This is a genomic window from Paenibacillus sp. FSL R7-0204, assembly GCF_038002225.1.
GTDB lineage: Bacteria > Bacillota > Bacilli > Paenibacillales > Paenibacillaceae > Paenibacillus_AQ.
In genome coordinates this window covers 3,868,779-3,884,157 of the sequence record NZ_JBBOCA010000001.1, presented here as the reverse complement: position 1 = coordinate 3,884,157, position 15,379 = coordinate 3,868,779, and the positions used below count along the sequence as shown (strand labels likewise).

The 15,379-nt window shown below is 50.7% G+C and carries 13 protein-coding genes and 1 pseudogene; all 14 read left to right on the top strand.

The annotated features are described in order from the left end of the window. Positions 1 to 35: 35 nt before the first annotated feature. The 14 genes and pseudogenes from MKX42_RS17175 (at position 36) to MKX42_RS17110 (ending at position 15,284) form a co-directional block, all read left to right on the top strand. On the top strand, positions 36 to 749 hold the full coding sequence (locus tag MKX42_RS17175) for an ABC transporter ATP-binding protein (protein WP_340753549.1): 714 nt from the start codon (positions 36 to 38) through the stop codon (positions 747 to 749). Beyond that, positions 746 to 1,531, top strand: a complete 786-nt coding sequence (locus MKX42_RS17170) for an ABC transporter permease (RefSeq protein WP_340753548.1) — start codon at positions 746 to 748, stop codon at positions 1,529 to 1,531. The genes MKX42_RS17175 and MKX42_RS17170 overlap by 4 nt, the downstream gene beginning before the upstream one ends. After that, the gene (locus MKX42_RS17165) at positions 1,528 to 2,277 is read left to right on the top strand and encodes an ABC transporter permease (RefSeq protein WP_340753547.1); all 750 of its coding nucleotides are present in this window, start codon (positions 1,528 to 1,530) and stop codon (positions 2,275 to 2,277) included. The genes MKX42_RS17170 and MKX42_RS17165 overlap by 4 nt, the downstream gene beginning before the upstream one ends. Before the next feature lie 192 nt (positions 2,278 to 2,469). After that, the gene (locus MKX42_RS17160; RefSeq protein ID WP_340753546.1) at positions 2,470 to 4,716 is read left to right on the top strand and encodes a hypothetical protein; all 2,247 of its coding nucleotides are present in this window, start codon (positions 2,470 to 2,472) and stop codon (positions 4,714 to 4,716) included. A 280-nt stretch (positions 4,717 to 4,996) separates the two neighbouring features. Then, complete coding sequence (locus tag MKX42_RS17155) at positions 4,997 to 6,721, top strand: ABC transporter permease (RefSeq protein WP_340753545.1); 1,725 nt, start codon at positions 4,997 to 4,999, stop codon at positions 6,719 to 6,721. An 11-nt stretch (positions 6,722 to 6,732) separates the two neighbouring features. Further along, on the top strand, positions 6,733 to 8,019 hold the full coding sequence (locus MKX42_RS17150) for an ABC transporter ATP-binding protein (protein ID WP_340753544.1): 1,287 nt from the start codon (positions 6,733 to 6,735) through the stop codon (positions 8,017 to 8,019). After that, positions 8,006 to 8,398, top strand: coding sequence for a GNAT family N-acetyltransferase (locus MKX42_RS17145; RefSeq protein WP_340753543.1), 393 nt, complete (start codon positions 8,006 to 8,008; stop codon positions 8,396 to 8,398). The genes MKX42_RS17150 and MKX42_RS17145 overlap by 14 nt, the downstream gene beginning before the upstream one ends. 179 nt (positions 8,399 to 8,577) lie before the next feature. Beyond that, positions 8,578 to 10,317 (top strand): ABC transporter ATP-binding protein, encoded by a 1,740-nt coding sequence (locus tag MKX42_RS17140; RefSeq protein ID WP_340753542.1) that lies wholly within the window; start codon positions 8,578 to 8,580, stop codon positions 10,315 to 10,317. Between the two features lie 149 nt (positions 10,318 to 10,466). Further along, positions 10,467 to 10,841 (top strand): annotated as a pseudogene (locus MKX42_RS17135) (SDR family NAD(P)-dependent oxidoreductase); the annotation flags it as partial. A gap of 194 nt (positions 10,842 to 11,035) precedes the next feature. Further along, positions 11,036 to 11,872 carry a class I SAM-dependent methyltransferase gene (locus MKX42_RS17130; RefSeq protein WP_340753541.1) on the top strand — a complete coding sequence of 279 codons (837 nt, stop codon included), beginning with the start codon at positions 11,036 to 11,038 and terminating at the stop codon, positions 11,870 to 11,872. A gap of 92 nt (positions 11,873 to 11,964) precedes the next feature. Continuing rightward, complete coding sequence (locus MKX42_RS17125) at positions 11,965 to 12,987, top strand: hypothetical protein (protein ID WP_340753540.1); 1,023 nt, start codon at positions 11,965 to 11,967, stop codon at positions 12,985 to 12,987. Between the two features lie 32 nt (positions 12,988 to 13,019). Next, positions 13,020 to 13,322, top strand: a complete 303-nt coding sequence (locus MKX42_RS17120) for a MazG-like family protein (protein ID WP_340753539.1) — start codon at positions 13,020 to 13,022, stop codon at positions 13,320 to 13,322. Between the two features lie 100 nt (positions 13,323 to 13,422). Then, positions 13,423 to 13,611: a hypothetical protein gene (locus MKX42_RS17115; protein WP_340753538.1), complete on the top strand. Its 189-nt coding sequence runs from the start codon at positions 13,423 to 13,425 to the stop codon at positions 13,609 to 13,611. A 116-nt stretch (positions 13,612 to 13,727) separates the two neighbouring features. After that, positions 13,728 to 15,284 (top strand): glycine betaine uptake BCCT transporter, encoded by a 1,557-nt coding sequence (locus MKX42_RS17110; RefSeq protein WP_340753537.1) that lies wholly within the window; start codon positions 13,728 to 13,730, stop codon positions 15,282 to 15,284. Positions 15,285 to 15,379: the final 95 nt, after the last annotated feature.

Here is a 15,379-nt window from a genome sequence, read left to right as displayed (position 1 = left end):
TATACTTAGCACCATAACGAAAGGATGTGTTATGGTTGCTTACCATCAATAATTTAGTCAAACGCCGCGGTAAGGAGGAAATTCTATCCGGGATCACCTTCGAAGCGAGACCTGGAAGAGTCACGGGATTCCTGGGACCCAACGGGGCCGGCAAAAGCTCTACCCTCCGTATCCTGCTCGGACTGGATCATACCACCTCCGGAAGTGCCTTGATTCACGGCAAGCCCTTCGCAGAATTACAGCATCCGCTGCGAACCGTAGGTGCTGCACTTGACGGATCAGGAGCCCATCCGATGCGGACGGGACGGGCACATTTGCGCTGGATGGCTTGCGCCGCCGGTCTGCCCCGCTCCCGTGTCGAGGAAGTGCTGGATATCGTCGGTCTTACCAAGGCGGCAGGCACTAGAGTGAAGCGTTATTCTCTCGGCATGGGGAGAAGGCTCGGGATCGCGGCAGCGCTGCTTGCAGACCCGGAGATTCTGATTCTGGATGAACCTGTGAACGGTCTCGACCCCGAAGGCATCCGCTGGATACGGACATTTCTGCGTAAGCGGGCTGAGGCCGGGAATACGGTGCTGCTCTCCAGTCATCTTATGGGCGAGCTGGCCGAGACGGTTGACGATGTGGTGATCATTAAGCAGGGGAGAATTGTCGCAGACGGCACCTTGCAGGAGGTAACCGGCAGTCATTCCACGCTGGAGGATGCCTTCTTTGCCTTGACCTCTGAACAGGCAGGTGATGCTTGGTGAAGGCCTTCCATGCAGAAATCTCGAAATTGCTCTCGTTGCCGGGGATCTGGCTTGCCCTACTTATTGGAGCATTGGCTCCGGCAGTGGTGGCCGCCTTCGACAGTCTGGCCCAGAAGGAGGACATTCTGGCAGGCGTCAGCACACGGCTCCCTGAGGTGGGCTATATCGGGTTAGGCTTTGGTATACAGGGCGTGATTATCCTGGGGGTGCTGGCGGGCAGCAGCGAGTACCGGACAGAGAGCAGTGAAGGAGCCGGAGGGCAGCAGATTTCCACAAGTCTGATGGCTGTGTCATCGCGGCTTCAGTTGTTTCTGGCAAAAGCAGGCGCTGTATCCGTCATTAGCATCCTGCTGTGTATCCTTGCTGTGATTCTGATTGTGCCAACCACACACTATATATTAGGTGACTATGCCCCGGCTCTGGAATGGACCCGGCTTGCCGGTGCCGTCTGTTACTGGACCTTCACTGCACTGTTGGCCTTCGGGCTTACGCTGCTGACCAAGCAGGGTACGATCCCGCTTACTGTGCTTATAATCAATTCATCGCTGGTATCCTTCAGTGTCCTGCTGGCCAAGGTGACGAAGCTGGCATTCTATTTGCCGGACCGGGCCGGCGTGGAGATGTTTATGTTCACTAAGAACAGCGCCTTGACCGAGGTTACAGGCAGTCTGTTCGACAGCTATCACACCCCGTTCACCGGCGGTTTGATCATGTTTGCCTGGGTGACCGTGCTGCTTGGGATTGCAGCTATTATGTTCCATAGGAGGGATGTTGCAGCATGAATGCCTCATCCGGCAGGAAGACTATACGAATCCTTAGGGCTGAACTGGACAAGCTGATGACATTGCCATGGACATGGACTGCTGTTATGGTTACATTTCTTGTTCATCTGCTTTTGACCGCAGCCTTCACTTCCGCCTCTCTGCAGGAAGGAGCCGCAGGCCCCGGAATCCTGAATACAGGACTTGCCTCAATGACCTATCTTCAGGCAGGGTTCATTATTCTGGGGATCTTGGCGGCTTGCTCGGAGTATACAGGCGGACAGATCCGGACAACGTTAACGGCAAGCCCCTGGCGCGGGCGCCAATTATTCATGAAGCATCTGGCACTCACCCTGATTACGATTCCCGCGGCGTTTATCCTTACAGCCTCTGGTGTTCTATATGCAGGCTGGAGACTGGACGGTCATCCAGCGGGGGTAGAGCCTCATGATGTCATACAAGCATTGCTGGGGGCAACGGGCTATCTGACCTTGACCACCTTGCTTAGTGCGGCGATAGGGGCTTTATTGAGAAGAACCCTTCCGGCCCTGGTGATCCTGCTCGGCTATTATTTCATTATCAGTCCATGGTCGCGGGAGCTGCTGCCGGCTTACTTCCCGGATACGGCTGGACGTTACATGTACCTGCTGCCTTCCTCTGGCGAACTTAATGTCCTTACACCTGTGCAGGGAGGCGGTATTTTAATGATCTGGACAGTATCCCTTGTGGCAATAGCGATTGTATTCTACCGTATCCGGGATGCTTGAAGCTACCGCTGAGAATAGACAATGCTTAAAGCGAGCAGAACAGTGAAACTCCGGTGACGGGAGAATCACTGCTCTGCTTTTTTGAGTTCACCTATACAATCCTATACAACATGAAAGCTTCTGGCCGTTTCATTCTCGCACCTTACGGTGAAGGCTATAGTGAACACCGAACCCTGCAGAGGAGAGAAATCGATGAGAAAATCAGTTTTTTCCTTATTTATTCTAATATTCTGGATTCCTGCGGTGATCCTTAGCTTCCTGGTCTGGAACGATTATTCCGGTTATGTGCGCAGTGCAGCGGATCGCCTGCACCCGGTCAAAGCGTTGTATTATCTGGACCAGGGCAAGAAGGTGATTGCGGTCATGGACAGCAGCAACGGGTTAATGGCGACGCTGTATGACGCAGGCACCCATAAGGCTGAACAAGAGGTGGAGCTTCGCTCAGACATCCACCGGCAGCAGCTGGTCTCTTATCAGGCCGGTAAGCTGGTGATCGCAACTAAGGATAAGGCAGGCCTACAGGTGAATGTTATTGATCCGGCGGGGGGCGCGAAAGAGCTGGTACAGGGAAGCTTTAATATCCCGACCTTTCTGAGCTCCGACGGGCATGAGTGGCGGGGCAGATTACTGTTCGCCGGGGCGGATAAAAGCTCAGCGGTCCATGTGGCGGAAGTCAGCCAGGCTCAGCTCCACTACGCGAATCTGAACGGATCAGCCGGGCTTCCCGCACGGCCGGTCTCCATCCGTGAAGCCTTCTTCAGCTTCCAGGAGGAGCATTCTCTGCCCGTCTATGAGGTGGGACTCAAGGACGGGCGCACTGCTTATGCTTCTGCCCTCTTCGGCAAGGATGGCATACCTCTACTTGGGCTGAAGGGGGCGCAAGAGAGTGCTCCCGAAGCGCAGAAGAGGGTAGGGCAGGAGTTTGCCGCGCAGTTCGGACTGGACAATACCCGGCTACTGCGGGTAAGCAGCGAATATCCAAAACAGGTTCACTATTACAATGAGACTGCGGGTAAATGGGGCGAAGCCGTCAAGACGCCGGAGCCGGTCTATCAGTCCAGGCTCTTCCCGCTGAACGACCAGGAGACGCTGATTGCTGGGTCCACCACGGAAGACGAGATCAAGGGTACCCTGCGCGGTTATTTGTATCATGGGCAGACCGGGGAATTTACGAATGTCAATGCCGCGCTTAAGACATTATCCTACGATCAGCTGCAAGATCCGAAGCTGAGCTTCTATAAAGAAGCGAATAATGATACACTGTACTATTCAAGTCCGGATTCATTGGGAGGCTGGCTGCTTGTCAAGGAGGGGCTTAGCGGACAGATCAGCAACGGGGAGCTGCAGCAATGGCAGATGGCTGCCGGGGAGGATCAATTATCTGCAGCGACCTTCAAGAACTATGTGCTGACATGGAATGCCCTGGTTGTGAACTGGGTGATCTGGCTCGCAATTCCTTTACTGATGGTGGCGGGACTACTCTGGCTGCCACAGCTTCTTATCCGCAAACGGTGGCAGAAGCTGGCCGAGGGGGTTCTGATTCAAGGCACGGTTATCAATCTGGCCGAGACGGGGATGCTGGTCAACGAACAACCACAGGTCCGGCTTACCGTCCGTTTCACGGACCAGGGCCAGAGTAAGGAAGTCCAGATCAAGCAGGTCATTTCTTATCTGAATCCGATCCGTCCAGGCGATCAGGTGATGATCAGCTATAACCGGAGCAAGCATAAGGCGATCCTGGTACGGGAGAGCGAGCTTAAGAACCAGGCACCTCCCCGGATCATTCATGATGCGGTCTTAAGACAGATGAAAGCCTGCGGACCTGTAAACCGCGGGCAAGCACTGCTGCTGCACTTTGAGACAGCAGGCCAAAGCTACAGTGTGCCTGTGGTGCAGCCCTCCGGCTTCGTCTACCGTACCGGAGAACGGGCAGATCTGATAATCACAAGCGGCAACGCCCGTTTGTTGAAATATGGTCCTGCGGAGCGGAGTGATCAGGCAACCCAGCTCACCTTAGAGGCTGAAATTACAAGAGTTCAGCGGTTGCCGGTGAAGATTGCCGGCCAGGATCTGCTGCTGCTTGAGATAGTGATAGTGAACAGAAAGGAACGTCTGCGCAAGGTGAACAGCCAGTTCGTCCCGGAAAATCTGGAAGTCACTGTAGGCGCGGTAGTTCCCGTAACTGCTAAGCCGGAGGAGGTTGCGCTTCAATCGCGGCTTCTGCAAGGCAAGCAAGGCAGTGCCAGCGTGCGATCGGTCGACTACCGGGGAACGACCGGCGACCGGCCGCTTGCCACGATCACCGTCGAACGCGGCGGACAGAGCTACCGGATCAGGCAATCTATAGAACCGGTGTATGGCGTAGAAGCCGGGGATGATTTATGGATTGCCTACGATGAGCGCACCGGGGAAGCCACTATTGTTAATTATGCCACGTAAGCACAGTCAAGGATTGGTAAATTCATTTAATGAAGGGAGGGAACTGGAGATGGACAGCAGAAGCCGAATATACAATCTTACGAACCTATGGTTGCGGTTAAGCAGGAAGCATCCCATTCCCCCATTGCGGTATAGGTCTATTGTATTCAGTCTGTCTTCAGGCCCCCCTGGATGACTGAATCGGAATAGCCTTGCAGCTCTCGTGAATGAAGGAATGTGTAGCTCTCCCTGCTGATGCAGAGGAGAGTTTTTTATTTGGAGCAGATTGGAGTTGTACACTATGCAAATGAACTTTTACCAGCAAGGGAACCAGCGAAGACCATTCGGCTGGGCGGATATTCTCGTCATTTCCTTGTTGTTATCCATCCTGTATGCCGCAGCGAAGCTAGGCTCGGGTATGCAGGTGCCACTGGACCCGGATCAATTAGCCTCCTTAAGTCTGGACCCCAAATGGCTTCCTTACTATGCAGGCCGCTCGCTGCTGCGGATGTTTATCGCTTTTGGAGCATCCCTGATCTTCACCTTCGTGTACGGCCGCATCGCGGCGGATAACCGGACTGCAGAGAAGTTTATGATTCCCGCCATTGATATCCTGCAATCCGTTCCTGTACTTGGATTCCTGTCGGCCACAGTACTGGCCTTCATGGCCTTGTTCCCGGGCAGCCTGCTCGGCGTGGAACTGGCTTCGATCTTCGCTATTTTTACCAGCCAGGTCTGGAATATGACCCTTAGCTATTATCATTCCCTTAAGACGATTCCGCGCGAGCTGAATGAGGCTGCCGCGATGAACCAATTGGGCGGATGGCATCGGTTCACAAAGCTGGAAGCCCCCTTTTCGATGATCGGTCTGGTATGGAACAGCATGATGTCATTTGGCGGGGGCTGGTTCTTCCTCGCGGCCAGCGAGTCGATCAGCGTGTTGAACCAGGACTTGCATCTGCCCGGAATCGGGACGTACATGGCCTTGGCCGCAGATGACGGCAATATTAGGGCGCTTATCTATGCGATCCTGACGATGATCGTGCTGATTGTGATGGTAGACCAATTATTCTGGCGTCCGGTGATTGCCTGGAGTCAGAAATTCAAGAATGAACAGACGGAAGCAGGCGAGGTGTCTACCTCATGGGTATTGAATCTTCTGAAGCGGGCCAGCTTTGTTCATTATCTTAACCGTAAGCTGCGCCGTGGGGTTCATGACGGATTCCTGCGGCTTGCTGCCCGAAGCGCACAGTTGAAGCTGCCACATGTCCCGTTAAAGGTCAAAAAGGCCATTCAATGGCTAATCCTGTCTGCGGTAGTTATTCTTATACTCCGATATTTGTATTCGGGTATTCTTGAAATTGCCCAATTAAGCTGGAGCGAGCTGATTCATGTGGTGTACCTCGGCCTGCTGACCGCACTGAGGGTAGTCGTCTCAACACTGCTGGCTGTAATCTGGACGCTGCCTGTAGGCGTGTTCATCGGAACAAATCCGCGGCTATCACGAATTGTTCAGCCTGTTGTGCAGGTTCTGTCTTCTTTTCCGGCCAACATGGCGTTTCCAATATTCACGATTCTGTACTTGAAGTTTGGAATATCGATGGAGATTGGGGCCATTCCGCTGATGATGCTGGGTACACAATGGTATGTATTATTTAATGTGATTGCCGGAGCAATGGCCATTCCTTCCGATCTCAAGGAAGCTGCTGTGACTTTAAAATTAACACGCTGGCAGACCTGGAAGACGCTCATTCTTCCCGCTGTTTTCCCCTTCCTCGTCACTGGCTGCATTACGGCAAGCGGAGGCGCCTGGAACGCCAGCATCGTCTCCGAAATCGTCTCCTGGAAGGATCAAGATCTGCAGGCAGCCGGGTTAGGTACATTCATTGCGCAAGCCACCACGAACGGGAACTGGCCGGAGATCATCTGGGGCATTCTCGTCATGTGCCTGCTCGTTGTGATCATGAACCGTCTGGTATGGCGCAGGCTGTATGCCTTAGCTGAAAGCAAATATCACTTGGATTAGAGGTGTAGAACATGACCACAGCATTGATTGAATTAAAGCAAATCACCAAACGTTATGATCAGCCGAAACAGGCAAATGTGAGCATTATGGAGGATATCAACCTTCATATTAAAGAAGGCGAGCTAGTCTCGATCCTGGGGCCTTCAGGTTCAGGGAAATCGACTCTTCTGCGCATCATTGCAGGTCTTGTCCCTCCTTCACAAGGCACGGTGCTCTATAATGGACAAGAGATTGCCGGCACCCATCCGGGCGTAGGAATGGTGTTCCAATCGTTTGCGTTGTTTCCTTGGCTGACCGTCCTGGAGAATGTGAAGCTGGGACTTGCGAACAAACCGTTACGCGAAGCCGATAAAATGCGTAAAGCGCTCTCGGTCATCGATATGATTGGCCTTGACGGCTTTGAAGGAGCCTACCCCAAAGAATTGTCAGGAGGGATGCGGCAGCGCGTGGGCATCGGCCGGGCACTCGTCATGGAGCCGGATATTCTTCTGATGGATGAACCGTTCTCGGCTCTTGACGTATTGACCGCAGAAAACTTGAAGCGCGACCTGCTCGAATTGTGGACGGAGCGGCAAATTCCTACCAAATGCATTATTATGGTCACCCACAGTATAGAGGAAGCTGTCTATATGTCAGACCGGGCGATCGTCTTATCCAGAGATCCCGCCCGTGTGATCTCCGATATTCCCATTGTGCTGCCGCACTGGCGGGATAAGCAAGATCCGCAGTTCACCTCGCTGGTAGACCGCATCTATTCTATACTGACCCAAAGGGAAGTGAAATCTACCGATCCGAACGAAGAACAGAAAAATACCATCGAGAAAATTCAACCGGTTCCGGCAGGTGCCCTCACAGGCTTCATTGAATTGATTGACGATCTAGGCCAACAAGTGGACCTGTACAAACTAGCCGATCAATTAAGTCTGAAGCTGGAAGATTTCCTGCCCATCGTCGAAGCGGTGGAAATGCTGCATTTTGCTGCGGTTCTGCATGGAGATATCGAGTTGACAGAGATTGGACGCCAGTTTGCCAATGCAAGTGTTCTGTTCCGGAAGGAAATTTTTAAAGACCAGGTTCTGAAGCATGTTCCCATCATGGAGAAAATCATCTGGATTCTGCAATCAAAATCCAATAACAAAATGGAACGGGCCTTTTTCGCGGAGATTTTTGAAAAGCATTTTGGGGCAGAAGAAGCCGCTCTTCAACTGGACATTGTGATCGACTGGGGCAGATATGCTGAACTGATTGCCTACGACAAAAAAGCAAAGGTGTTGTATCTGGAAAATGATTCAGATTAACTTGGACATTCGCGCGGAGGAGGTTCCCGGTTTAAGAGAAACCGTGGGCTGGTCAAGAAGAGACTCTGACTATCCAGCCCTGTTTCAGCGATGCAATTTCTGGGCAGGAGCCAGAGATCCCGAAGGGAGACTCATCGCTTTTGGCTATGTTGCCGGAACGGGTCTGGAGCACGGGTATATGGAGGATATTATCGTCCATCCAGATTATCAGAGGCGCGGAGTGGGGCAGCAGCTTGTTAAGGAGCTATTGAACGAGTCTATTCGACGCGGATTGACCATAGTAACCCTCACTTATAGCCGTGAGCATAAGGAGTTCTATGAGAAGTGCGGCTTCTCGTCTACAGCGGCCGGAATTTGGCGGGCGGAGGAAGGAAAGTAATTCATACAAGAACTGAGAAGCCAGCGAACCCTTATGAACGCTGGCTTTTTAGCGACCGTAAACCGACAGTAATACTATAATATGTAAGGTGGTTTACTATCATTAGACAGGTTAATTCCATCTTCCCGATCCGGTATGATTACATAAGCTGCGCTCTTTGAAGGAGGTTCTGCGGGCTTATGAATCCGACCCGGACGTTGATTAAGGAGATATTGTCTAATAGTAAGAGAATCCTTGTTATGATCCTATTCTTCAATATTTTAGCCGCATTCGTCTCGACTGTTCAGCCCCTCCTGTTCAAAGACCTATTCGATGACATCCTGCCTGACAAGCAGATCGGGACGGCTGCATTCTATATGCTCCTGCTAATTCTAATTCCCGTAATTTACGCCGCCTTGAACAGCGTCACCTCTTATTATAATAATGAGCTGGGCAACCATTTATCCAAGAATCTGCGCCTGCGGCTGATCTCTGACGTACTTCAGACCCGGCCAAGAAACGTGGACAGCATCGGCAAGGGGGAAATCATTAACCGGATCACCTTGCAGGTGGGGATGCTATGTGAAATTTTCGTGGTAGACACCCTGATGGCCATGGTCTCGAATGCTATTCTACTGATCGCTACCCTGTGGATCATGTTCTCGATGAGTACCGAGCTTACACTCGCAGCCATCCTCTCATTCCCTCTATGTATGTATGGCTTCAAGCGCTTCAGGAGCAAGACAGAGCGCCTGGATAAACAGTATCATGGGATTTTGGATAAGGGCATCAATTATTTGAATGATTTCTTCACGAATCTGAAGGCGGTTCACAGGTGTAACGGACATCAGGCTGAGCAGGAGCGCTGGAGGGAGTGGAATGACGAGGCGTGGAGGATATCCCGGCAGTCTAGGCTATTTCATCATGTGGTGTTGAACATGGTCGCGGATACAGTCATTTCCATCATTACGGGCATCATTTACGGCTATAGTCTGTTCCTGATTCTAAAAGGGCGCATCTCACCAGGCACATTACTGGCCTTCATTGTGATTCTTCCAAGGTTGTATAGCATTTTCAAGTCACTGTTTACGCTGAACATCGATAGGAGCCGCATGACGGTCATTATTAATAACCTGAATGACATCCTTGAACTGGAGAAAATTTCGTCGGGAGCTACAGCTCCTGACTATCACCGTGTCCCCCTCCTGCAGATGAGGAATGTCTCGTACCGTTACGCCCCGTCAGATTCTTTTGGGATCACCGGTTTTACTCTGGATATTCAGCCCGGAGCCTTCGTGGGGATTGTTGGATTAAGCGGCTCAGGGAAGTCTACGATATTCGAGCTGATCCACAGATTCATAGAGCCGGATGAAGGGGAGATCTGCCTGGACGGCGTTTCGATCCAAGAACTGGACATTCATGAACTAAGACGATATGTCGGCTATTCCCCGCAAAAGGGAGTGTTATGGAACAAGTCCATTTTGGACAACATCATTTATCCTCTGCGAAAAGAAGAAATGAATGAAGCAGCCTGGATCAAATTCAATGCTGCTGTTGACCTTGCCCACGTGAATTCATTCGTACAAGTCATGCCAGAAGGGTATGACAAGCAAGTGGAGAACCATGGCGACAACCTCTCCGGCGGCGAGATCCAGCGGATTCTATTAGCACGGGCATTCATGAGTGAACCCCGGATTCTGATGCTGGATGAATACACCTCGGCTCTGGACGCCTTGACGGAGAGTGACCTGAACGATACCTTGCTGAGCCTGAAGGGGAAGCAGACGATCCTGGTGATCGCACACCGGCTGTCCACTGTGAAGAATGCAGATGTCATCCTGGTCGTGGATAAGGGCCACATTGTAGAGCAGGGAAGTCCAGCAGAATTACTGGCCCGACAGGGAATGTATTACAAGATGGTGGAGAAGCAGAAAATTTAGAGCTTCAGCAGAATAACACAGCTTAATCCGCCTCAATTATCACCTTTTGGTGACTATATCACAAAAAAGTGGGTACTATTTTTCTTGTGACTTTTCCCCCATACTAGCGTTCATAAGAACTACAAACCATAAAAGGAGTGTATAATAGTATGGGTAGATTTGACGGGAAAGTGGCAGTTGTAACCGGAGGGACAAGCGGCATCGGGCTGGCTGCGGCACAACAGTTCGTACAAGAAGGGGCTTACGTGTTTATCACAGGGCGCAGACAACGTGAGCTGGATGAAGCGGTACAGCAAATCGGTCAGAATGTTACAGGCGTTCAAGGTGACATCTCCAAGCTGGAAGATCTGGACACCTTATTCGATACCGTCAAGCGGGAAAAGGGACACCTGGACATTCTATTTGCAAATGCCGGACTAGGGTCATTCCTGCCGTTAGGCCAAATTACGGAAGCCCACTACTACAAGACTTTTGATGTCAACGTCAAAGGAACTATTTTCACCGTACAAAAGGCATTACCTTTAGGTGGTTTAAATCCACCCGGTAACTTTACCCTCTGATGGGTTTGGGAAATTTAGGATGCTAAATGGTCCGAGGCTTAGTATAATAGGGGCAGACGGATTCCAAGGAGGTGGTGGTTGTATGAGTGCAGGCGATATTAGCGACATTAGTGGCATTACTCCGATTACCCAATTGAATTTGAAAAGGAGAGGCTTTCATGAGTTACAACCCCGAAATCCCGAGAACCCGGTACGACAACTATGGCGACCGTGAATGGACACGGCTGGAGAAGGATGGGCCAGGCGAGCTTTTGTATCAGGTGCATCTGGATATTCTTCAGCGTTACACTAAGGCTACAGATACCGTGCTGGAGATTGGCGCAGGTTCAGGCAGGTACACCAAGGACCTCGTGACCATGTGTTCTGAGTTGACCGTTGCTGACCTGTCGGGCCATCAGATTGAATTCAACAAGTCCAAAATGCAAGAGCTGTCCCTGGCGGACAGAATCAAGGCATACCATGTACTAGATGTGCTGGATATGAGCGTGTTTGAAGAGGGTACGTTCGACACTGTGGTATGTATCGGCGGTGTCATAAACTATCTCTTGGACAGAGAGACGGATGGCATCCGGGAGCTCCTGAGAGTACTGAAGCCGGGCGGGATATTGATCCTGGGATCGATGAGCTTCATCGGCGCTTCCATGTATTATCTGGATGGCATCCGCTATGAGAAAGACCTGTTCGGCATTGAGGCTACCAAGTGGATCATGAACACAGGGATTCAAGATGAAGAGCATTATCCCGTTCCCAGCAAGCATTACGTCCATATGATGAGAAGTTCTGAATTAGATGCTTTATTTGCCCAGTTTCCGGTTAATATTCTGGAGAGAAGCTCTGCCGGACTATATACGCAAGCTGGAGACGCTGCCTTGGAGAATGCCCGGGGTGACCAGGAATTCTGGAAGCTGATTGTCGAACATGAAATTGCTTTCACCAAATTACCCGGCACACTAGATTGTGGAATGAATCTCATCTATGTGGTGCGCAAGTTATGAGGTAGCCGCTCAATAAGTATGACTTAGTCAAAATCCCGTCTGCCACAAACAGGCGGGACTTTTTATATCCGAAGGAATGGGGGATCACGGGAATGGGAGTATGGGCTAGCTCAATGAATGGTGCACCTTGGACAAAAGGTAAAATGGATCAAGCGGTGAAGGAGCTCAGACAGCGGGCGCTTATTTCGTATGTCATCGATGTGGACAAGCTCCAGGATCTGCAGGAATTAGATCAGCATGTATTTGCCGAACGCCCGGATCTGGTCTTGTCAATTAGTCAAGCCGACAGGAAAGTGCGCTATTCCGAGGAATTGCTACAGATCCTATCTGAATTACAACACATCACAGCCTTAGAGTTGAATCTGTTTCATAGTGTGGATCTGAGTGTGCTTGGCAAGTTGCAGCGACTGCAGTTTTTATCCATTTCGGCCAAAAAGCCAGTGGACCTAAGCTTCCTCACAAGCTTCAAGCAGCTACAATATCTCTCGGTCCATGGGCAATTTCAGGACTTAACGCCGATAGGCGATGCCGCCAGCCTGGATACTTTAATCTTGCGGACTACGATTCATGAGCTGGAATTTGTCCGCCGGTTACCGAACCTGCTGTGCCTCTTCATTCACGACTCCATCTTGAAAGGATCACTGGATGCGCTTGCAGATTCTACCGTCCCCATGCTGAGTCTGGCGGCTATCCGCAACTTAACGAAGGCGGATGCCCTGGAGTCCATGAGCAATCTTACATACCTGAACTTATCCTTGCCGAAGCTTGAGGCTTTGTGTGACTTTTCGAATATGCCGGGGCTTATACAGCTTGAACTCGATCAGATGAAATCCCTGGAGGATATTGACCCTTTATGGACCGCAACGCAGCTTGAAATGTTACAGCTAAGAGAGATTTCAGCAGCCGTGACCGCGAAGGAGTTAGAGCCTTTGACCGCAATGAAGCATCTGAAGCAGATCGACTTCCAGTTCCTTGATCTCAAAAAAGGAAGGATCGCAGCCTTACGTGAGTCGTTTGCCCAGGCAGGCAAGAGCCACCTATTGTATGAGAATATCGCCGAAGCCCAGCGGATTAAGCCCATGTCGCTAGTGCATTTACGCAAGCATATAGGATAAGTTCAATAAGATAGAAGATAGGAGTGATCCCAATGATTGATTTAGTACAACTCCAGAAGAGAGTGTATCAGAATAAGCTGGAGAAGGGGTTCAATGTCACAGATATCTATCAGGAATTCTGCCTGACCCACGGCGAACTGTCAGAAGCCTGTGATGCTTACCGGAAGAAGAAAGATGACCTCGGCGAAGAGTTAGCGGACGTTGCCATCTACCTGATTGGGCTGGCCGAGATTCTGGGGATTAACCTGGAAGAAGAGATCATGAACAAGATTGGTAAAAATGAAAACAGGGTCTATGAGAATAGGGACGGAGTGCTGATAAAAGTTAAGGATTAGAGCTCATTCTCCGATTTGGTGCATAAGCACCCCGATGGTATGGAAAAACTTATACAGTGCAGATAAACAGCATGATTAGATTTCTCAGGAGGTTAGCATAATGACAACTCAGGACCCGAAGGAGCTTTTGAAGCGTAAACATGAGCAGGACGAGGAGAAAAGACAGTTCACTAACTTTGCCAGGGCTGTATCCGAAGACGGGGAAGTAGAAGCAGGCCAGGAATTCAGTCATGACCGGCTGCCTGACGACCAGAACCGGATGAAATCGGTGGAGAACAGACAGAACTGAGCAGGACCCTGACGGAAAAGTACAAGGGATGGACCCTCAGGAAGCCTTTGATGCGTTCCTGAGGCTTTTTTTGTTTATTTAATTTGTATACATACCCTACTCATGGAGGTTCATATATGGTTTTTATCATTTCAATTACCATCGTAGCGATTTTTGCATTATGGGGAGCCGTAGCGCCTGATCAGATGGCAGCTACAGCTAATGCTGCGTACAATTTCTCCATCCATAATTTCGGCTGGTTCTATCTGCTGGCCACTCTGTTCTTCTTGATCTTCACCTTCTATTTAGCCTTCAGCAGATTCGGCAGTATCCGGCTGGGAGACGATGACGACGAACCGGAATATTCCACGATATCCTGGCTGTCGATGTTATTCAGCGCAGGGATGGGAATCGGGCTTGTCTACTGGGGAGTGGCTGAACCGCTGTCCCATTATTTATCTCCGCCAGAGGGCGTAGCGGGAGGGACAACAGAAGCCGCGCGGATCTCGATGCGGTACTCTTTTTTTCACTGGGGGCTGCACCCTTGGGCGATCTATGCCGTTATTGGATTGACACTGGCTTACTTCCAGTTCCGCAAAGGGTACAAAGGCTTGATCAGCTCCGCTTTTATCCCTCTACTCGGGGAGCGGCTGGTATCCGGCTGGCTGGGCAAGGCCATCGATATTTTGGCGGTGATTGCCACTATTTTTGGAGTAGCGACTTCGCTGGGCCTCGGGGCTCTACAGATTAACGGAGGGCTGCACTATTTATTCGGGCTTCCGAATACCGTACCTGCTCAGATTGCAATTATTGCTGTAGTGACCGTACTGTTCCTCATCTCCGCTACCAGCGGTCTGGACAAGGGGATCAAAATTCTCAGCAACACCAACCTGGTGATTGCCGTTCTTCTGATGCTGTTCGTATGGATAACGGGTCCGACCTCGTTTATCTTTGATACCTTTACAACCACATTAGGCAGTTATCTGCAAAACATCGTCAATATGAGCTTGAGGCTAACGCCATTCTCCAAGGGAACCTGGGTCGGGGCGTGGACCTTATTCTATTGGGCCTGGTGGATTGCCTGGGCACCCTTTGTCGGAACATTCATTGCGAGGGTATCCAAAGGAAGAACAATCAAGGAATTTGTCATTTGTGTGCTGATTATACCGAGTCTGTTCGGCTTCATCTGGTTCTCGGTATTTGGCGGAACGGGCATGCAAATGGAATTGTTCGATGCTGTCCAGTTGGCAGAGGCCGTAAAAGCAGATACGACGACAGCTCTGTTTGTCATGCTGGAGCAACTCCCCTTAGGCACTATAGTATCGTTTATAGCAACGATCCTGATTATGATCTTCTTCATTACATCAGCCGATTCCGCTACCTTTGTACTGGGCATGCTGACCTCAGACGGCAAGCTGAATCCCAGCGCAAGAGTCAAATTAACCTGGGGGATTCTGCAATCCTCCATCGCTGTAGTGCTGTTGATTAGCGGCGGATTGAGCGGGCTTCAGACCGCTTCCATTGTAGCTGCATTGCCTTTTGCCATTGTCCTGATCGGCATGTGCTTCTCCCTGCTTAAGGCCCTCAAGGAGGAGGACAAAGAGCGCCGTCAACGGGAAAAGCGCCAACGTCAAAAGCTGAAGCGGCTGCTGGAGGAGCAAGAGGCAAGTGATATAAAGGAGTTACTACAGTAGTAACACTTAATTTAATAAATTCTCTACAGGCCCTGCTCCATGAACAGTGTTATCCTTAATACACATAAATTTAAATATTTAAAAGGGTGTGTGTT

What these genes read in the sequence shown, in the direction of transcription:
- MKX42_RS17125 (WP_340753540.1), top strand. Translation starts at nt 11,965, where the DNA reads ATGGGAGTATGGGCTAGCTCAATGAATGGTGCACCTTGGACAAAAGGT.
- MKX42_RS17165 (WP_340753547.1), top strand. Translation starts at nt 1,528, where the DNA reads ATGAATGCCTCATCCGGCAGGAAGACTATACGAATCCTTAGGGCTGAA.
- MKX42_RS17120 (WP_340753539.1), top strand. Translation starts at nt 13,020, where the DNA reads ATGATTGATTTAGTACAACTCCAGAAGAGAGTGTATCAGAATAAGCTG.
- MKX42_RS17155 (WP_340753545.1), top strand. Translation starts at nt 4,997, where the DNA reads ATGCAAATGAACTTTTACCAGCAAGGGAACCAGCGAAGACCATTCGGC.
- MKX42_RS17160 (WP_340753546.1), top strand. Translation starts at nt 2,470, where the DNA reads ATGAGAAAATCAGTTTTTTCCTTATTTATTCTAATATTCTGGATTCCT.
- MKX42_RS17150 (WP_340753544.1), top strand. Translation starts at nt 6,733, where the DNA reads ATGACCACAGCATTGATTGAATTAAAGCAAATCACCAAACGTTATGAT.
- MKX42_RS17145 (WP_340753543.1), top strand. Translation starts at nt 8,006, where the DNA reads ATGATTCAGATTAACTTGGACATTCGCGCGGAGGAGGTTCCCGGTTTA.
- MKX42_RS17115 (WP_340753538.1), top strand. Translation starts at nt 13,423, where the DNA reads ATGACAACTCAGGACCCGAAGGAGCTTTTGAAGCGTAAACATGAGCAG.
- MKX42_RS17130 (WP_340753541.1), top strand. Translation starts at nt 11,036, where the DNA reads ATGAGTTACAACCCCGAAATCCCGAGAACCCGGTACGACAACTATGGC.
- MKX42_RS17110 (WP_340753537.1), top strand. Translation starts at nt 13,728, where the DNA reads ATGGTTTTTATCATTTCAATTACCATCGTAGCGATTTTTGCATTATGG.
- MKX42_RS17140 (WP_340753542.1), top strand. Translation starts at nt 8,578, where the DNA reads ATGAATCCGACCCGGACGTTGATTAAGGAGATATTGTCTAATAGTAAG.